Annotated in this window: 17 protein-coding genes; 7 read left to right on the top strand and 10 right to left on the bottom strand. The window is 60.9% G+C overall.

Translation table 11 applies throughout. The features are described 5' to 3' along the window. Positions 1–233 precede the first annotated feature (233 nt). From glpD to AC07VG_RS05175, 4 genes are all read right to left on the bottom strand, one after another. Positions 234–1772 carry a glycerol-3-phosphate dehydrogenase gene (gene glpD, locus AC07VG_RS05160; RefSeq protein WP_495020606.1) on the bottom strand — a complete coding sequence of 513 codons (1539 nt, stop codon included), beginning with the start codon at positions 1770–1772 and terminating at the stop codon, positions 234–236. A 309-nt stretch (positions 1773–2081) separates the two neighbouring features. Next, a complete protein-coding gene (locus AC07VG_RS05165) occupies positions 2082–2837 on the bottom strand; it encodes a DeoR/GlpR family transcriptional regulator (RefSeq protein ID WP_495020607.1) in 756 nt (251 codons plus the stop codon). Positions 2838–3102: 265 nt separating this feature from the next. Further along, positions 3103–4608, bottom strand: coding sequence for a glycerol kinase GlpK (gene glpK, locus AC07VG_RS05170; RefSeq protein WP_495004401.1), 1506 nt, complete (start codon positions 4606–4608; stop codon positions 3103–3105). 91 nt (positions 4609–4699) lie between these two features. Further along, the gene (locus AC07VG_RS05175) at positions 4700–5551 is read right to left on the bottom strand and encodes an MIP/aquaporin family protein (protein WP_495004402.1); all 852 of its coding nucleotides are present in this window, start codon (positions 5549–5551) and stop codon (positions 4700–4702) included. A gap of 372 nt (positions 5552–5923) precedes the next feature. Between AC07VG_RS05175 and ybaK the strand changes: the two genes are divergently transcribed. Then, positions 5924–6394 carry a Cys-tRNA(Pro) deacylase gene (ybaK, locus tag AC07VG_RS05180; protein WP_495004403.1) on the top strand — a complete coding sequence of 157 codons (471 nt, stop codon included), beginning with the start codon at positions 5924–5926 and terminating at the stop codon, positions 6392–6394. Positions 6395–6407: 13 nt separating this feature from the next. On the opposite strand, the gene AC07VG_RS05185 is transcribed toward ybaK, so the two are convergent. Together AC07VG_RS05185 and argF are read right to left on the bottom strand one after the other, a co-directional pair. Continuing rightward, entirely contained in the window at positions 6408–7457 is a 1050-nt protein-coding gene (locus AC07VG_RS05185) for an ABC transporter ATP-binding protein (protein ID WP_495004404.1), read from the bottom strand. Next, entirely contained in the window at positions 7454–8374 is a 921-nt protein-coding gene (gene argF, locus AC07VG_RS05190) for an ornithine carbamoyltransferase (protein WP_495020608.1), read from the bottom strand. Before argF ends, AC07VG_RS05185 begins: the two co-directional genes overlap by 4 nt. Before the next feature lie 417 nt (positions 8375–8791). On the opposite strand from argF, the gene plzR reads away from it, so the two are divergent. From plzR to grxD, 3 genes are all read left to right on the top strand, one after another. Further along, positions 8792–9082, top strand: coding sequence for a PlzR type 4 pili assembly inhibitor (gene plzR / locus AC07VG_RS05195; RefSeq protein WP_495004406.1), 291 nt, complete (start codon positions 8792–8794; stop codon positions 9080–9082). A gap of 135 nt (positions 9083–9217) precedes the next feature. Then, entirely contained in the window at positions 9218–11323 is a 2106-nt protein-coding gene (locus AC07VG_RS05200) for a molybdopterin oxidoreductase family protein (RefSeq protein ID WP_495020609.1), read from the top strand. Between the two features lie 212 nt (positions 11324–11535). Continuing rightward, positions 11536–11877 (top strand): Grx4 family monothiol glutaredoxin, encoded by a 342-nt coding sequence (grxD, locus tag AC07VG_RS05205; protein WP_495004408.1) that lies wholly within the window; start codon positions 11536–11538, stop codon positions 11875–11877. 163 nt (positions 11878–12040) lie between these two features. Here the strand turns inward: grxD and bfr are convergent, their stop codons facing one another. Continuing rightward, positions 12041–12511: a bacterioferritin gene (gene bfr / locus AC07VG_RS05210; protein WP_495004409.1), complete on the bottom strand. Its 471-nt coding sequence runs from the start codon at positions 12509–12511 to the stop codon at positions 12041–12043. Positions 12512–12711: 200 nt separating this feature from the next. Beyond that, positions 12712–12930, bottom strand: a complete 219-nt coding sequence (locus AC07VG_RS05215) for a bacterioferritin-associated ferredoxin (protein WP_495004410.1) — start codon at positions 12928–12930, stop codon at positions 12712–12714. A 285-nt stretch (positions 12931–13215) separates the two neighbouring features. On the opposite strand from AC07VG_RS05215, the gene AC07VG_RS05220 reads away from it, so the two are divergent. Beyond that, positions 13216–13818: a peroxiredoxin gene (locus AC07VG_RS05220; RefSeq protein WP_495004411.1), complete on the top strand. Its 603-nt coding sequence runs from the start codon at positions 13216–13218 to the stop codon at positions 13816–13818. 75 nt (positions 13819–13893) lie between these two features. Here AC07VG_RS05220 and rnt read toward each other — a convergent pair whose 3' ends face one another. Further along, positions 13894–14571 carry a ribonuclease T gene (gene rnt, locus AC07VG_RS05225; protein WP_495004412.1) on the bottom strand — a complete coding sequence of 226 codons (678 nt, stop codon included), beginning with the start codon at positions 14569–14571 and terminating at the stop codon, positions 13894–13896. Beyond that, a complete protein-coding gene (gene pyrC / locus AC07VG_RS05230; RefSeq protein WP_495004413.1) occupies positions 14568–15614 on the bottom strand; it encodes a dihydroorotase in 1047 nt (348 codons plus the stop codon). Before pyrC ends, rnt begins: the two co-directional genes overlap by 4 nt. 158 nt (positions 15615–15772) lie before the next feature. Between pyrC and AC07VG_RS05235 the strand changes: the two genes are divergently transcribed. Continuing rightward, positions 15773–16705: a flagellar protein MotY gene (locus AC07VG_RS05235; protein WP_495004414.1), complete on the top strand. Its 933-nt coding sequence runs from the start codon at positions 15773–15775 to the stop codon at positions 16703–16705. A gap of 129 nt (positions 16706–16834) precedes the next feature. Next, entirely contained in the window at positions 16835–18052 is a 1218-nt protein-coding gene (locus AC07VG_RS05240) for an argininosuccinate synthase (RefSeq protein WP_427631954.1), read from the top strand. The last annotated feature ends 36 nt before the right edge of the window (positions 18053–18088 follow it).

The raw sequence follows: 18088 nt of genomic DNA on the forward strand, positions 1-18088 counted from the left end.
CGTCCGGTTTGCCGAATAGTGGGCGAAGGCTTGTTCGGAAAACCGAATGGGAAGGGGGTGTAGGAGGAGGAGTGATTTTCGAGGTTTATGGTGATCTTGGATGTGTCGCAAAAAATGTAGGAGCCAGCTTGCTGGCGATGAGGCCCTTGGGCCATGCAGCGTCCTTGCGGACGCCGTCGCCGGCAAGCCGGCTCCTACAAAGGGAAACGTTCTGTCTTGAGAGGGGCCTGAAATCAGGCCGCTTCGATCTTGCCGCGATGCTGCTCGACCTTGTCCAGGTAGTGCTGCAACTGTTGCTGCTCGGCCGCCGTGGTGAACAGCCCCAGCTTGCTGCGTCGCCACAGGATATCCACCGCCGCGCAAGCCCACTCCTCGCGGCACAGATAATCTACTTCGCGGGTGTAGAGGCCGCCACCGAGGTGTTCGCCCAGGTCGCTGAGGTTCTGCACGCCCTCCAGCAGGCGCCAGGTGCGGCTGCCGTAGGTGCTCGCCCAGCGCCGGGCAATCTCGTTCGGAATCCAGTCGAAGCGGGTGCGGATCTCGTGACTCAGGGCCTGGCGCGTGGTCATGTCTTCGCCACCGGGCAAGGTCGAACTGGCGGTCCAGCTCGGCTTCATGTTCTTGAAGAACGGTGCCAGTTGAGCCAGCGCCGACTCGGCGAGCTTGCGGTAGGTGGTCAACTTGCCGCCGAACACCGACAGCAGCGGGGCTTCATCGTTGCCGCCGGACAGCGCCAGGGTGTAATCGCGAGTGACCGCCGAAGGGTTGTCGGACTCGTCGTTGCACAGTGGCCGAACGCCGGAATAGCTGTGCACGATATCGCCGCGGGCCAGTTGCTTCTTGAAGTGCGCGTTGACCACCTTGAGCAGGTAGTCGGTTTCGGCTTCGGTGATGCTGACCTTGGCCGGGTCGCCCTGGTATTCGCGGTCGGTGGTGCCAATCAGGGTGAAACGGTCCAGGTACGGAATGGTGAAGACAATGCGCTGGTCCTCGTTCTGCAGGATGTGCGCGTGCTCGCCTTCGTACAGCCGGGGCACGATCAGGTGGCTGCCCTGGATCAGACGGATGCCGTAGGGCGATTCCAGCTTCAGATCGTCCTTGATGAACTTGGCGACCCAAGGGCCGGCCGCGTTGACCAGGGCCTTGGCCTGGATCGAGAAGCGCGCGCCGTTGCCGCGCTCCATTTCCAGCTGCCACAGGCCTTTGCCGCGGCGGGCGCTGACGCAGCGGGTACGGGTGTGCACATGGGCACCGTTTTCCCGCGCCGCCATGGCATTGAGCACCACCAGGCGCGCGTCGTCGACCCAGCAATCGGAGTATTCGAAACCCCTGGTGATTTCGGCCTTGAGCGCGCTGTCGGCGCCGAACTTCAGGCTTTTCGAACCGGCGAGCTTCTCGCGCTTGCCCAGGTGGTCATAGAGGAACAGGCCGGCGCGAATCATCCAGGCCGGACGCAGGTGCGGGCGGTGCGGCAGGACGAAGCGCATCGGCTTGACGATATGCGGGGCCTTGGCGAGCAGGACTTCACGCTCGGCCAGGGCTTCGCGTACCAGACGGAATTCGTAGTGTTCCAGGTAGCGCAAGCCACCGTGGATCAACTTGCTGCTGGCCGAGGAGGTGTGGCTGGCCAGGTCGTCCTTTTCGCAAAGGAACACCGAGAGACCGCGACCGGCTGCGTCCGCGGCAATCCCGACACCATTGATACCACCGCCAATCACGGCGATGTCATAGATCTCGGCAAGGGGTGGGGCAGGCAAGGTGCTGGGGTTCATCGGTGAGCCTCGCAGGGTCTTCTCTATATTTGAATTCGAACATTAATGTTCACTTTCGAAAATAGTAACGGATAAACGCGCCCACGACCAGTCAACCCTGATTGAAAAAATCGATCAAGACCGGGGAAAAGGAAAATTATCGAACATTGTAGGGCGAGAGCAGCGAGGTGTTCGCTATTACTCATGTAGGAGCAGCCGGTCGACGCTCGATTGCTCGCGATGGACGTAAAGACACCGCGGCTATCCAGATACCCCGCGTTAGCGTTGGCGTCCATCGCGAGCAAGCTCGCTCCTACAAGGGGGGATGGGCTAGACCACTTCCAGGCGGATCTTGTGCTGGTGAAGCAACTGGGCCAACGCCGGCACGGGCGCCTGGTCGGTCACCAGGCTGTCGATCAGGGTGATCGGCCCCAGGCGCACCATGGCATTGCGCCCGAACTTGCTGGAGTCCGCGGCCAGGATGACCTGGCGGGCATTGGCGATGATCGCCTGGGAAACCCGCACCTCCTGGTAGTCGAAATCCAGCAGGCTGCCGTCTTCATCTATACCGCTGATGCCCACCAGGGCGAAGTCGACCTTGAACTGGTTGATGAAGTCGACGCAGGCCTGGCCCACCACGCCGCCGTCGCGGCGTACGTTGCCGCCGGCTAGTTGCACTTCGAAGTCATCCTTGGTGCTGAGGATCGAGGCGACATGCAGGTTGTTGGTGATGATCTTCAGGTGGTTGTGATTGAGCAGCGCCCGGGCGATGGACTCGGTGGTGGTGCCGATATTGATGAACAGCGAGGCGTGATCGGGGATATGGGCGGCAATAGCCTCGGCGATGCGCTGCTTTTCATCGCGCATCTGGTCGGCGCGCATGGCGTAGGCGGTGTTTTCCACGCTGGAATCATAGGCCGCGCCACCGTGGTAGCGACGCAGCAGATTGGAGTCCGCCAACTGGTTGATATCGCGGCGGATGGTTTGCGGGGTGACAACAAAAAGCTGGGCCATTTCCTCGATGCTGACATAACCGCGTTCGCGGACCAGTTCGAGGATTTGCTGCTGGCGGGGAGGCAGATTCATTGGGCGTCCTTTGGGCTGCCGTACAAATTCCTCCATCATGCCGCAGGAAGGACCTGTCTGCCACTTGTGGGGCCAATCAATCGTGGATGTGCGGCGGTTGCGTCGTAAACCGGGCGGGTGCCTGTCGGTTAGGCAGGGGCGTGAGGTGTAGGGGCTGACGCAAGACCTGTGGGGGCCGGCTTGCTGGCGATGGCGTCCAGATGGACGCTGCAAGGCTCAAGGGCCTCATCGCCAGCAAGCTGGCTCCTACAAGGGGCGGCTCGGCTTAGTTGCTGCCTTCGTGTGGTTCCCAATCGCGGGTGCGGCTGACGGCTTTCTGCCAGCCGGCATAGAGTTTTTCCTTCTCGGCCTCAGGACGTTGCGGCGCGAACTCGCGCTCGATCACCGCCTTGCCGCGCAGCTCTTCCAGGCTGCCCCAGAAACCGCATGCCAGGCCGGCCAGGTAGGCCGCGCCGAGTGCCGTGGTTTCGCGCATTTGCGGACGCTCGACCTGGGTCCCGAGAATGTCGGCCTGGAACTGCATCAGGAAGTTGTTGGCTACCGCGCCACCGTCCACGCGCAGGGCCTTGAGGCGTTCGCCCGAGTCCTGTTGCATGGCGTCCAGTACATCGCGGGTCTGGTAGGCGATCGACTCCAGCGCGGCACGAATGATGTGATCCACCTTCACCCCGCGTGTCAGGCCGAACAAGGCGCCACGGGCATAGGGGTCCCAGTACGGCGCGCCGAGACCGGTGAAGGCCGGTACCAGGTACACGCCGTTGCTGTCCTTGACCTTGCTGGCGAAGTATTCAGTGTCGAAGGCGTCGTTGATGATCTTCAGTTCGTCACGCAGCCACTGGATGGTCGAGCCACCGTTGAATACCGCGCCTTCGAGGGCATAAGCGACTTCGCCGCGTGGCCCGCAAGCGATGGTGGTGAGCATGCCGTGCTTGGAGCGGACGGCCTTGGTACCGGTGTTCATCAGCAGGAAGCAGCCGGTGCCGTAGGTGTTTTTCGCCTGGCCTGGCTCCACGCACATCTGGCCGAACAGGGCGGCCTGCTGGTCGCCGGCGATACCGCCGATGGCGATGCCGCTCTTGGTGTGGCCGTAGATTTCCGAAGACGACTTCACTTCCGGGAGCATTTCCCGGGGAATATCGAGGATCTCGAGCATCTTCGAGTCCCACTCCAGGGAGTGGATGTTGAAGAGCAGGGTGCGCGAGGCGTTGGTGTAGTCGGTGACGTGGGTCTTGCCGCCGGTGAATTTCCAGATCAGCCAGCTGTCGATGGTGCCGAACAGCAGTTCGCCGTTACGCGCGCGTTCGCGGCTGCCTTCGACGTTGTCGAGGATCCACTTCAGCTTGGTGCCGGAGAAGTACGGGTCGGTGACCAGGCCGGTGGTTTCGCGGATGTACTCTTCGTGACCGTCGCGCTTGAGTTGCTGGCAGATCTCGGTGCTGCGGCGGCACTGCCAGACGATGGCGTTGTAGATCGGACGGCCGCTGACCTTGTCCCAGACCACGGTGGTTTCACGCTGGTTGGTGATGCCGATGGCGGCGACCTGGTCGTGGTGCAGGCCGGCTTGCGCCAGGGCTTCGACCATCACCGCGCTCTGGGTGGCGAAGATTTCCATCGGGTCGTGTTCGACCCAGCCGGCTTGTGGATAGTGTTGCTGGAATTCGCGCTGGGCGGTGCCGACCACATTGGCGTTGCGATCGAAGATGATCGCCCGGGAGCTGGTCGTACCCTGATCGAGGGCAATGATGTAGTTCTTATTCTGAATGTCGGTCATTTTCAATTGCCTTGCTGAAATAGAGAAAAGTGCCGGGATGAGCACCCTCAGGGAGAAGGACGCTCACAAGGGGTGGCGCATTGCAGGTGTGTCAGGAAGCCTGGACCTTTTTGGCAGCGGTCGCGGGTTGTTCCTGTGTCGCAGGTTCGGCGCTGGGCAGGTGACGGGCAATCATCCCGCGATACAGCACGGCGCCGAGGCAGGCACCGACAATCGGTGCAAAGATCGGAATCAGGAAATACGGAATGTCGCGCCCGCCGGTGAAGGCGATCTCACCCCAGCCAAAGAGGAAGGTCATCAGCTTGGGGCCGAAATCCCGGGCAGGGTTCATCGCAAAGCCGGTCAACGGACCCATCGCGCTGCCGATCACGGCGATCAGCAGGCCGATCAGCAGGGGGGCCAACGGGCCGTTGGGCAGACCGTTGTTGTCGTCGGTCAGGGACATGATCACGCCCATCAGGATCGCAGTGATCACCACTTCCACCAGGAACGCCTGGGCGGTGCTCAGGGCCGGGTTGGGGTAGGTGGAAAACACCGACGCCAGTTCCAGGCTGGCCTGGGAACCGCGGATCATATGATGGGTTTGTTCGAAATCGAAGAACAGGTTGCTGTAGAGCGTGTAAACCAACGCGGCGGCGCAGAAGGCCCCGGCGACCTGGGCGAGGATGTAGAACGGCAGTTTGCGTTTTTCGAAATCGGCGAACAGGCACAGCGCAATGCTGACGGCGGGGTTCAGGTGAGCGCCGGAAACGCCGGCGGTCAGGTAGATCGCCATGCTCACGCCCATGCCCCAGATGATGCTGATTTCCCACAGGCCAAAGCTGGCGCCCGCGACCTTGAGCGCGGCAACACAACCGGTGCCGAAGAAGATCAACAGCGCGGTGCCGAGGAATTCGGCGATGCATTGGCCCGAGAGCGACGGTTGTTTCAAAGCGGTACTCATTGGACACCTCGATTTTTGTTGTTGTTAGACGCCCACCCGGATGATGGACGTGGACTTTCACCGATGCTCAGGAATCCCCTGCTCTGATTTCGGCTTACCGCTCGTTACGACTGAGTGTAGGACTGTAATCTTCAGTTTCGAAAAAATATAGACAAGAAACGCTGATGTCAAAGGTCGAAAGTGAACGATAGTCTACTTTTTGAGCATTGGCTGCGTGAATGAGGATGATTTGTATGTAGGACTGAGGTGTTTTTTATGTGTTGATTGGCTAGGGTAATGCTAGGAAAAGCTTGGGGCTTGGCCTGTCATAGAGCCTTTTCGTCGCGAATAGCCTAAAATCCACGCCTGTCTTTCGAGCTGCCTGGACCTGCCATGACCCCCGCATTGGACCTGCTGAAAAAAGTTCGTGCCGAACATCGCGTGCACAGTTATGAACACGATCCGAAAGCGCCGTCTTATGGTCTGGAGGCCGCGGAAAAATTGGGATTGGCCCCGGAGCAGGTGTTCAAGACGCTGCTCGCCAGCACCGAAAAGGCCGAATTGCTGGTGGCGGTGGTGCCGGTCGTCGGAAGTCTGGACCTGAAGGCGCTGGCCCAGGCGGCGGGGGTCAAGAAGGTCGAGATGGCGGATCCGGCGGCGGCCCAGCGGGCCACCGGTTATCTGCTCGGCGGTATCAGCCCGCTTGGACAGAAGAAGCGCTTGCGAACCTTTATCGATCGGAGTGCGCAGCCCTTCGCGAGTATTTTCGTCAGCGCCGGCCGTCGGGGTCTGGAGGTGGAGTTGGCGCCCGCGGTGTTGGCCGAGCATACCCAGGCGAAGTTCGCCGATATCGGCCGCGCCTGATCCCGTTTACGCTCTACGCGGCAGGCTGGAACAGCACCAGGTGCTCGGCGGCCACGCGAATACCCACCGGCGTGCCTGGCAGGTAATCGACGTGGCTGGGGAAAATCGATTCCAGCTGGCTGCCCGTCGGCAGTTGCAGGCGATACAGGGTCGAGGCACCAAGGAAGGTCTTGCCGATGACTGTCGCCTGCAGCGCGCTGTCCGGGGCATGGACAATGTCATCTGGTCGTAGCAACACATCCACCGCGCCGCCCAGCGGCCAACCGTAGGCCCGATTGCCGCGCAGCACGCCCAGTTCGGTGTGCACCGACTCGGGGCTGCTCAGTTGCCCTCGAATGAAGTAGCCCTGGCCGACAAAGCTCGCCACGAAAGCCGTCTGCGGTTCGTGATAGAGGTTGTAGGGCGTATCCCATTGCTCCAGGCGACCCTCCTTGAATACACCGACCTGGTCGCTGACGGCGAAGGCTTCTTCCTGATCATGGGTCACCAGGATCGCGCTGGTGCCGCGTTGCTTGAGGATGTCGCGGACTTCCTGGCTGAGCTTGCGCCGCAGCTCGACGTCGAGGTTGGAAAAGGGTTCGTCGAGCAACAGCAATTGCGGCTCGGGGGCCAGGGCACGGGCCAGGGCCACCCGTTGTTGTTGCCCGCCGGACAGTTCGTGGGGATAACGCTTGCCCAGCCCCTTGAGGTTGACCAACTCGAGCATTTCTTCGGTGATCCGCGCCTTGCGCGGGTGCTGGCGAATACCGAAGGCGATGTTGTCGGCGACGCTCAGGTGTGGAAACAGCGCGTAGTCCTGGAACACCATGCCTATCCGACGCTTCTCCGGCGCCAGGGTGAACCCGGCGCGGGAGATGACTTCGCCGGCCAGCTGGATTTCGCCCTCGTGCACTGGCTCGAAACCGGCAATGGCTCGCAGGGTGGTGGTCTTGCCGCACCCGGACGCACCGAGCAGGCAGCCGATGTCCCCGGCATTGAGGTGCAGGTTGAGGTTCTGCACGACCCGTTGCGCCTGGTAGCCGCAAGCCAGGTTATGCAGATTCAACAGCAGCGGATGACTCATGCAGGGCGGTACGCCGGCGCGACCAGGAATTCGAGCAGAGCCTTTTGTGCATGCAGGCGGTTTTCGGCCTGGTCCCAGGCGACCGAACGCGGGTCGTCGAGCAGGTCGAGGCTGATTTCCTCGCCGCGGTGGGCCGGCAGGCAGTGCAGGAACAGCACGTCGGGCGCGGCCAGATCGAGCAGTTCGCGGGTGACTTGCAGTGGGGCGAACAGGGCCAGGCGCTTGGCGGTTTCTTCTTCCTGGCCCATGGAGGTCCAGACATCGGTGCTCACCAGGTGCGCACCGCGTACCGCTTCACGCGGATCGCGGATCAGTCGTACCCGTTCGCCGGCCTGGGCCAGCAGCGCCGGGTTGGGGTCATAGCCTTCGGGGCAACTGACGCGCAACTGGAAGTCGAACTGGATGGCCGCCTCGATATAGCTGTTGCACATGTTGTTGCCGTCGCCGATCCAGGTCACGGTCTTGCCCTGGATCGAGCCACGATGTTCGAGGAACGTCTGCATGTCCGCGAGCAACTGGCAGGGATGCAGGTCATCGGACAGGCCATTGATCACTGGTACCCGGGAGTTGGCGGCGAACTCGGTCAGGGTGCTGTGCTTGAACGTGCGGAGCATGACCACATCGAGCATGCGCGACAGGACGATGGCGCTGTCGCCGATAGGCTCGCCACGGCCCAACTGGGTGTCGCGCGGCGAGAGGAAAATCGCCTGGCCGCCCAGCTGGATCATGCCGGCTTCGAAAGAGACACGGGTGCGCGTCGAGGACTTCTCGAAAATCATCCCGAGAATCCGACCCTTGAGTGGCTCGAAGAGTACGCCGCGGTCACGCAGGTCCTTCAGCTCGATGCCTCGACGAATCACGCTGACCAGCTCTTCGGGCGTGCAATCCATCAGGGAGAGAAAGTGCCTTGCGCTCATCATTAACTACCTTTTTGCAACAGACCGCAGATACTCAAAGCCGGGTTTTACGGAAAAACGGGCGAGACCTGCGGCGTAAGCCGCACGGGGCGACGAAATAGGGGAAGACGCGATCGTATAAGAAAATGTCGCGTGTTACCAATAGGAGGCTTAGATTCAGGGCGTTTCGGGGGTTGGCCGCCTCAATGGCCATGATTTTTTCAAGCCGATGCACGCCTGTCTCCTGGCGACAGCAGGCCTTTGTACACTGTGCCGCAAAGCCTTGGCAATCGAGGGCGACGGGCGCAGGCGGGCTCTGGTCGCTTTCTGACTGGCAGGGCAGGGCAATGGCCTGCAAGATGGAGGCGACGGAAACATTTCCTAAACTAATCTGCTAGGTTGTAAAATGTGTCACCGCGGACACAGGGAGGCTTTGGAATGGACTCGAAAGAGCAACAATTAATGGAATTGCTGAAGCTGACAGCGCAGGCGCTAACCCATATGACCGCTTCCGTGACCTCGATGTCGTTCGAGTTGTTGCGTAGCGAGGATGAAGTCACTCGGGCGGCCGGCCGCCGGATGATCGATCGGATGGCGACCATCAGTTCCGGTCTTGACGAGCATTGGCGCCTGATCGGCGAACTGACCGGGGTCCATATGGGCCAGGAGCAGATCGAAACCATTCAGGAAATCCAGTTGCAACCCGCCCCCAGGCTGCCCCTGGCCTGATTTCCGGGCCGCCATCGGCTGGCCTGATGTCCCTCGATTCACAAGATGAACGTCGCTGGCATGCTGCTCGGCGTGGGGCCATAGTTTTGTTCTCGCAACCGATCCGGGTTGCCTTGAACAAAACAGAGACTGGCCATGACCAAGACTCTCCATCACCGTGCCTGCCATTTGTGTGAGGCCATCTGCGGCCTGACCATCGAAACCACCACCACCGAAGCATCGGTGCAGATCACCTCGATCAAGGGCGATCCGCTGGATACCTTCAGTCGCGGGCATATCTGTCCCAAGGCGGTGGCGCTGCAGGATATCCAGAACGATCCGGATCGTCTGCGCCAGCCGATGCGTCGAGTGGGCAGCGAATGGTTGCCGATCGAGTGGGAGGAGGCCTTTGCCCTGGTGGCCGAACGCCTGTCGGCGATCCAGGCCCGGCATGGCCAGAATGCCGTGGCGATCTATCAGGGCAACCCCAGTGTGCACAACTATGGGTTGATGACCCACAGCAATTATTTCCTCGGCTTGCTGAAAACCCGCAACCGGTTTTCCGCGACCTCCGTCGACCAGTTGCCCCATCACCTGAGCAGTCACCTGATGTACGGCCATGGGCTGTTGCTGCCGATTCCGGATATCGACCACACCGACTTCATGCTGATCCTGGGGGGCAATCCGTTGGCCTCCAACGGCAGCATCATGACCGTGCCGGATGTGGAGAAGCGCCTGAAGGCGATCCAGGCCCGGGGCGGCAAAGTGGTGGTGGTCGACCCGCGACGCAGCGAGACGGCGGCCATTGCCGACCAGCACTTGTTCGTGCGCCCGGGCGGTGATGCGGCCTTGTTGTTCGGCCTGCTCAACACCCTGTTCGCCGAAGGGCTGACACGTGCCAGTCATCTGCCGGTGGACGGCCTCGATGAGGTGCGCCAGGCCGTGGCCGGCTTCAGCGCCGAATCCATGAGCCCGCTGTGTGCGGTGCCAGCGGCGCAGATTCGCCAGTTGGCCCGGGACTTCGCCGCGGCGGACAAGGCGGTCTGCTATGGCCGGATGGGCGTCTCGACCCAATCGTTCGGTACCTTGTGCCATTGGCTGGTGCAGTTGCTCAACCTGGTGACCGGCAATCTCGATCGGGTCGGCGGGGCCTTGTGCACGGAGCCGGCGGTGGATCTGGTGGCCTCGACCTCCGGCGGCCATTTCAATCGCTGGCAGAGCCGGGTGTCCGGGTTGCCGGAGTATGGCGGTGAACTGCCGGTGTCGGCCCTGGCCGAGGAAATGCTCAGCGAAGGCGAAGGGCAGGTGCGGGCCCTGGTGACGATCGCCGGCAACCCGGTGTTGTCGACGCCCAATGGCCGGCAATTGGAGCAGGCGCTGGACGGTCTGGAGTTCATGGTCAGTATCGACCTGTACATCAACGAGACCACCCGTTATGCCGACCTGATCCTGCCGTCGACCTCGGCCCTGGAAAACGATCACTACGACACCACGTTCAATATGTTCGCGGTGCGCAACGTCAGCCGTTTCAACAAGGCGATCCTGGCCAAGCCCGAGGGGGCGTTACACGACTGGGAGATTTTTGTCGGCCTGGCCAAGGCTTTTTCCAGCCTGACCGGCCAGGTGCTCAAGCCGACCATGGCCCCGGCGCAGATGATCGACATGGGCTTGCGGATGGGGCTGTATGGCGATGCATCGCCGCGCCAGCTGTCGCTCAAGACCCTGGAGGACTTTCCCCATGGCGTCGATCTCGGCGCGCTCAAGCCGAACCTGGCGCCACGCCTCAAGACGCCCGGGCAACGGGTCCAGGCGGCGCCGGCGGTGATTCTGGCCGACCTTGCCCGTTTCGCCGCGCAGCAGGCACCGCAAGCCGGGGAGTTGCTGATGATCGGTCGCCGGCATGTGCGTAGCAATAATTCGTGGATGCACAATTATCATCGCCTGGTGAAGGGCAAGCCGCGTCATCAGCTGCTGATGCATCCTGATGACCTGGCCAGCCGCAGCCTCGAGGATGGGCAGCGGGTGCAGGTCAGTTCACGGGTCGGCATGATCGAGGTGGAGGTGCTCGCCAGCCTGGAGATGATGCCCGGCGTGGTCAGCCTGCCCCATGGTTGGGGGCATGCGCGGCCCGGGGTGAAGATGGCGATTGCCAGTGGCCAGCCGGGCTCCAGCGCCAACGACCTGACCGATGAACGTCAATTGGACGTGCTGTCGGGCAATGCGGCGTTGAACGGCGTGCCGGTCACGGTGGCGGCCGCCTGATACCTGCTGATGTGTGAACCGGCTTGCCGGCGATAGCGGTCGCAAGGGCGCTACAAGGTTCAAGGGCCTCATCGCCGGCAAGCCGGCTCCCACAAGATCTGTTGTGTCAGTGGTGGCCATGATGTCTGGGAGACCGAGCACCACGCTCGGCTTTCCGTTACAATGCCTCACCGTGCCGACAACAGAGTCGGAAAGTTCAGAAGAGGTGCCTTGTGGATATCATCGAAACGATTAAAGAGCAGATTGCCAACAACACCGTTCTGCTTTACATGAAAGGCTCGCCGAATGCGCCACAGTGCGGCTTTTCCGCCAAGGCCGCGCAGGCCGTGATGGGCTGCGGCGAGAAGTTCGCTTACGTGGACATCCTGCAGAACCCGGAAATCCGTGCCAACCTGCCGAAATACGCCAACTGGCCGACGTTCCCACAACTGTGGGTCGGTGGCGAACTGGTCGGCGGCAGCGACATCATGGCGGAAATGTTCGCCAACGGTGAGTTGCAGACCCTGGTCAAGGATGCAGCGACCAAAGCGGCAGCGGCCAAGACCGAAGCCTGAGTCGATTGCACGCGATCCTGTAGGAGCCAGCTTGCTGGCGATGAGGCCCGTAAGCCTTGTATCGATCTTGCGGACGTCATCGCCAGCAAGCTGGCTCCTACAGGGGGTCGTAAAAAAGCCCCGCACTCTGAACAAGAATGCGGGGCTTTTTAATGGGCGCTGTTTATTCGCCCATTTGCGACTGCAGGTAATTCTCGAGGCCCACTTTGTCGATCAGACCCAGTTGGGTTTCCAGCCAGTCGATATGTTCTTCCTCGGACTCGAGGATCTCTTCCAGTAGTTCGCGGCTGCCGAAGTCACCCGTGGCTTCACAGTGGGCAATGGCCACTTTCAGATCGGCATGGCCGATGCGTTCGATACGCAGGTCACACTCGAGCATTTCCTTGGTGTGTTCGCCGATGTGCAGCTTGCCGAGGTCCTGCACGTTCGGCAGGCCCTCGAGGAACAGGATGCGCTTGATCAGCTTGTCCGCGTGCTTCATCTCGTCGATGGACTCGTGGTACTCGTGCTTGCCCAGCTTGTTCAGGCCCCAGTCTTCATACATGCGGGCATGCAGGAAGTATTGGTTGATCGCAACCAGCTCATTGGCAAGGATCTTGTTGAGATGCTGGATGACCGTGATATCGCCTTTCATGGTGGGGTCCTGTCCTGTAATAACTGACTATAAGGCAGAGTTTGATCTCGACAACTTCGAGTGTCAAACCTAAGTTATTGAATCCTATATAAAAATTAATCGGAATAAGAATGTTTGTGTTCCGCGTCTTAGTCCTAAGCAATTGAATTACAGGCATAAAAAAACCGGACACGAGGTCCGGTTCTTTGAAAATTTGCGATTTACGCGACAGAAAATTCTACCGGGTAAGGGATCGCCGCCTGTTGGCTTTGCAGCTCGGTCAGGGTCTCGCGGACCACTTGCTTGGCCAGGCATGCACATTTGCCGCATTGGCTGGCCACACCGGTGACTTGCCGCACGTCGCGATAGCTGCAGCAACCCTCGTAGATCGCTTCGCGGATTTGTCCATCGGTGACGCCAGTGCAGAGGCAGACATACATAAAGTGAGAACCATCGCTGATTAAGGCTCGATTGCGTTGGATCTTAATGTTAACGAGAATGATTGTCAAAGTGCTTTCGGTAAAGCTTTTGCCAGCGGGTTGCTTACCTGACGAATGGTGTCACCCCGCGACGGGCGAGTTTGTAAAAAGCGTTGGAGGCAGTCGAAAAACGCGGTGTATGATGGTCGGTCCTTAGGAAGGTAGGTCGCGTCACAGTCCTGTCGTCTGTTCATGGCAGGCTGGGCTGGACCTTGTTCTTCACCGCATCACACCAGGAGATATTCAATGAGCGTACTCGTAGGCAAACAAGCCCCCGACTTCACCGTCCCTGCCGTACTGGGCAATGGCGAAATCGTTGACAGCTTCACCCTGTCCTCGGCCATCAAAGGCAAATACGGCCTGGTGTTCTTCTACCCGCTGGACTTCACCTTCGTCTGCCCGTCCGAGCTGATCGCCCTGGACCACCGCATGGACGATTTCAAGGCGCGCAACGTTGAAGTCGTGGCCGTCTCCATCGACTCGCACTTCACCCACAACGCCTGGCGCAACACCGCCATCAATGATGGCGGCATCGGCAAAGTCAAATACACCATGGCTGCCGACATGAAGCACGACATCGCCAAGGCCTACGACGTTGAGTCCGAAGGCGGCGTGGCGTTCCGTGGCGCGTTCCTGATCGACGACAAGGGCGTTGTCCGCTCGCAGATCATCAACGACCTGCCGTTGGGTCGTAACATGGAAGAGCTGATTCGTCTGGTCGACGCCCTGCAATTCCACGAAGAGCACGGCGAAGTCTGCCCGGCCAACTGGAAAAAAGGCGACAAGGGCATGGACGCTTCGCCAGCAGGCGTTGCCAAGTACCTGACCGAAAATGCTGCCCAGCTGTAATTAAGCGTCATCCATAAAAAAACCGGTCGTCATGACCGGTTTTTTTATGCACGGGGATTTTTCCGTCGACTGAAATCAGTCGTTGTAGTCTTCCCAGCCGCCCATTTGCTTCCAGCGGTTGACGATGCCGCAGAACAGCTCGGCGGTCTTCTCGGTGTCGTAGCGGGCCGAGTGGGCCTCGCGTCCGTCAAAGTCGATATCGGCCGCCTGGCAGGCCTTGGCCAATACGGTCTGACCGTAGGCGAGGCCGGCGAGAGTGGCGGTGTCGAAGCTGGAGAACGGGTGAAACGGGTTGCGTTTCATGTCCAGCCGCGCCACGGCGGCGTTGAGGAAGCCCAGGTCGAAGCTGCTGTTGTGACCGACCAGGATCGCGCGTTTGCAACCGTTGGCCTTCAGGGCCTTGCGCACACCACGGAAAATGTCGGTCAGCGCGGCTTCTTCGCTGACGGCCATGCGCAGTGGGTGATCGAGCTTGATCCCGGTGAACTCCAGGGCTGCGGCTTCGATATTGGCGCCTTCGAACGGCTCGACGCGGAAGAAGTAGGTGTGCTCCGGGAACACAAAGCCTTTTTCGTCCATGCCGATGGTGGTCGCGGCGATTTCCAGCAGGGCGTCGGTGGCGGCGTTGAAACCTCCGGTCTCGACATCGACGACAACCGGCAGGTAGCCACGAAAGCGTGCGGCCATCGGGTGCCGGGAACCGGTACCGCCGCCATTGCCTTCTTGTTCGTCGTCGAAATGCTCTTCACTCACAGCGTTTTCTCCAGCAGGCGCCAGCGCAGTTTTTCACCGGCGCGCAGCGGAATGACTGACAGCTCGCCGAATGGCAGGCTGGTCGGGGCGGTCCATTCTTCACGGACCAGGGTGATCTGTTCGGTGTTCGCCGGCAGGCCGTAGAAACGCGGGCCATGCAGGCTGGCGAAACCTTCGAGCTTGTCCAGCGCGTTGCGCTGTTCGAAGGCTTCGGCATACAACTCGATCGCGGCATAGGCGGTGTAGCAGCCGGCGCAACCGCAGGCGGCTTCCTTGGCGTGCTGGGCGTGGGGCGCCGAGTCGGTGCCGAGGAAAAACTTCGGATTGCCGCTGGTCGCCGCCGTCAGCAGGGCTTCCTGGTGCGTGCCGCGCTTGAGGATCGGCAGGCAGTAGAAGTGCGGGCGGATCCCGCCCACCAGCATGTGGTTGCGGTTATACAGCAGGTGATGGGCGGTGATGGTCGCGCCGACGTTGGCCGAGGCCTCGCTGACAAACTGCACCGCATCCGTCGTGGTGATGTGTTCGAACACCACCTTCAGGCTCGGGAAACGCTCGACGACACGGCGCATATGCTCGTCGATGAAAAGTTTCTCGCGGTCGAACACATCGACCTCGCCACGGGTGACTTCACCATGGATCAGCAATGGCATGCCGACTTCGGCCATGGTTTCCAGGGCCGGGAAAATCTTGTCGATGCTGGTGACGCCGGAGTCCGAGTTGGTGGTCGCGCCGGCCGGGTAGAGCTTGGCGGCGTGGACAAAACCGCTGGCCTTGGCGGCGCGGATTTCCTCGGGCTGGGTCCGGTCGGTGAGGTAGAGCACCATCAACGGTTCGAAGCGGCTGCCGGCCGGACGCGCAGCGAGAATGCGCTGGCGATAGGCGTCGGCTTCCTCGGCGTTGCGCACCGGTGGCACCAGGTTGGGCATGATGATGGCGCGGCCGAAGGTGCGCGCAACATCCGCGACAGTGTGAGGTAACGCAGCACCATCGCGAAGATGAATATGCCAGTCGTCGGGACGCAGCAGGGTCAGGCGGTCGGACATTGGGGATTCCAGGCGGGTCGAACTGAAGGGAATGCTACCGGAAAAGACAGCCTCAGGCACTCGCTATCAAGTTTTGCCACGGCCAACCGATACCACAGGGGTAGGGCGTGGAATCGGCATGCCTGTCTTGACGATGTAGACATTCAGTGGAGCCTCCCGTGCGCCAGCGTTATTTAGCCTTGCTCAGTATGTTCGCCAGCCTGCCCGCCATGGCCATGACTTTCCAGACCCGTCTGGAGAGCATCGAGTGGAAGGTGGAAGGGGACAAGTTCGAGTGTCGGCTGAGCCAGCCGATCACCGACTTCGGGGCCGGTGAGTTCGTGCGCCGGGCCGGCGAGCAGGTGACCTTTCGCCTGAAAGCCTACAACCACGTGCTCGGTGGCGGTTCAGCGACCTTGCTGGCGGCGGCGGCGCCGTGGCAGCCGGGGCGTGGTGATATCAACCTGGGCTCGGTGCAGATCGGCAGTGGCGATGTGCTGTTCAACAGCTCCCAGGGCCAGGCCGGACGCCTGGTCAGTGGCCTGATGGAAGGCCGCAGCCCGCTGGTCCGGCATTATTCACGCGACGGCGGTATTTCCGAAATACGCCTGCTGCCGGTGAAGTTCAGCAAGGCCTACAGCGACTACCAGGCGTGCACCGCGAAACTGCTGCCGAAGAATTTCGAGCAAGTGAAACAGGCGCAGATCGGCTTTCCCGGCACCGGTGTCGACCTCGATGCCCAGGCCAAGGCCGAGTTGCAGGTGATGCTCGAGTTCATGAAGGCCGATCCGACCGTCAACCATATCGAACTCGATGGGCATTCCGACAATGCCGGCAATCGCCTGGCCAACCGCGACCTGTCGCGGCGCCGGGCGCTGGCGGTGATGGATTTCTTCAAGGCCAACGGCATCCCCGAATCGGCCATCGTCATGCGTTTCCACGGTGAGCGTTATCCGCTGGTGCCGAACAACAGTGCGGCCAACCGGGCGAAGAATCGCCGGGTCAATATCCATCTGGAGCGTGTCCCGGTCGCCGAGGCGTCCGCGCCGGCTCCCGCGGCTCCTGCTCCCGCGCCCACGGCCAGCGCGGGGAATGCCGCGAAGACCTCCTGAAGCGGCTGTTTTCGTCGCCGCGTCGACATTATCTGTCGCTTTGCCGTCCTAAGCTGTCGCGCCTCTGTAAATTCACCGGTTTGAGCGGTAGAATCGACGGCTTTCCGTACAACCCGGTGGAGTGATGGCATGGCGGACGTAAACAAGGTCGTTCTGGCGTATTCCGGCGGCCTGGACACTTCGGTGATCCTCAAGTGGCTGCAGGATACTTATAACTGTGAAGTGGTGACCTTCACCGCGGACCTGGGTCAGGGTGAAGAGGTCGAGCCAGCACGTGCCAAGGCGCAAGCCATGGGCGTGAAAGAGATCTATATCGACGACCTGCGCGAAGAATTCGTGCGCGATTTCGTGTTCCCGATGTTCCGCGCCAATACCGTCTACGAAGGCGAGTACCTGCTGGGCACTTCCATCGCCCGTCCGCTGATCGCCAAGCGCCTGATCGAAATCGCCAACGAAACCGGTGCCGACGCCATTTCCCACGGCGCTACCGGCAAAGGTAACGACCAGGTGCGTTTCGAGCTGGGTGCCTATGCCCTCAAGCCAGGCGTGAAAGTGATTGCGCCATGGCGTGAATGGGACCTGCTGTCCCGTGAAAAACTGATGGATTACGCTGAAAAGCACAACATCCCGATCGAACGTCACGGCAAGAAAAAATCCCCGTATTCGATGGATGCCAACCTGCTGCACATCTCCTATGAAGGCGGCGTGCTGGAAGACACCTGGACCGAGCACGAAGAAGACATGTGGCGTTGGACCGTCTCCCCGGAGAACGCGCCTGACAAGGCTCAGTATCTGGAGCTGACCTACCGCAACGGCGATATCGTCGCACTGGACGGCGTCGAAATGACCCCAGCCACCGTGCTGGCGACCCTGAACCGTATCGGCGGCGAACACGGCATCGGCCGTCTGGACATCGTCGAGAACCGCTATGTGGGCATGAAGTCCCGCGGTTGCTACGAAACCCCAGGCGGCACCATCATGCTGCGTGCGCACCGGGCCATCGAGTCGATCACCCTGGACCGCGAAGTCGCTCACCTGAAAGACGAGCTGATGCCCAAGTACGCCAGCCTGATCTACACCGGCTACTGGTGGAGCCCTGAGCGTCTGATGCTGCAACAGATGATCGATGCGTCCCAGGCCCACGTGAATGGCGTGGTTCGCCTGAAACTGTACAAGGGCAACGTGATCGTCACCGGGCGCAAGTCCGACGAGTCGTTGTTCGATGCCAACATCGCCACCTTCGAAGAAGACGGCGGCGCCTACAACCAGGCCGACGCGGCCGGCTTCATCAAGCTCAATGCACTGCGCATGCGCATTGCGGCGAACAAGGGTCGCAAGTTGTTCTGATCGGTTGTTTGTCTGAAAAGCCCTGGCCTGTTGGCC

The sequence above is a fragment of the Pseudomonas sp. GW821-FHT03C07 genome (assembly GCF_059420925.1).

Coding starts and splice junctions, on each gene's coding strand:
- AC07VG_RS05215 (WP_495004410.1), bottom strand. CDS start 12,930: ATGTATGTCTGCCTCTGCACTGGCGTCACCGATGGACAAATCCGCGAA.
- AC07VG_RS05240 (WP_427631954.1), top strand. CDS start 16,835: ATGGCGGACGTAAACAAGGTCGTTCTGGCGTATTCCGGCGGCCTGGAC.
- argF (WP_495020608.1), bottom strand. CDS start 8,374: ATGAGCGCAAGGCACTTTCTCTCCCTGATGGATTGCACGCCCGAAGAG.
- pyrC (WP_495004413.1), bottom strand. CDS start 15,614: ATGTCCGACCGCCTGACCCTGCTGCGTCCCGACGACTGGCATATTCAT.
- AC07VG_RS05200 (WP_495020609.1), top strand. CDS start 9,218: ATGACCAAGACTCTCCATCACCGTGCCTGCCATTTGTGTGAGGCCATC.
- AC07VG_RS05175 (WP_495004402.1), bottom strand. CDS start 5,551: ATGAGTACCGCTTTGAAACAACCGTCGCTCTCGGGCCAATGCATCGCC.
- ybaK (WP_495004403.1), top strand. CDS start 5,924: ATGACCCCCGCATTGGACCTGCTGAAAAAAGTTCGTGCCGAACATCGC.
- AC07VG_RS05185 (WP_495004404.1), bottom strand. CDS start 7,457: ATGAGTCATCCGCTGCTGTTGAATCTGCATAACCTGGCTTGCGGCTAC.
- plzR (WP_495004406.1), top strand. CDS start 8,792: ATGGACTCGAAAGAGCAACAATTAATGGAATTGCTGAAGCTGACAGCG.
- AC07VG_RS05165 (WP_495020607.1), bottom strand. CDS start 2,837: ATGAATCTGCCTCCCCGCCAGCAGCAAATCCTCGAACTGGTCCGCGAA.
- glpD (WP_495020606.1), bottom strand. CDS start 1,772: ATGAACCCCAGCACCTTGCCTGCCCCACCCCTTGCCGAGATCTATGAC.
- AC07VG_RS05220 (WP_495004411.1), top strand. CDS start 13,216: ATGAGCGTACTCGTAGGCAAACAAGCCCCCGACTTCACCGTCCCTGCC.
- glpK (WP_495004401.1), bottom strand. CDS start 4,608: ATGACCGACATTCAGAATAAGAACTACATCATTGCCCTCGATCAGGGT.
- bfr (WP_495004409.1), bottom strand. CDS start 12,511: ATGAAAGGCGATATCACGGTCATCCAGCATCTCAACAAGATCCTTGCC.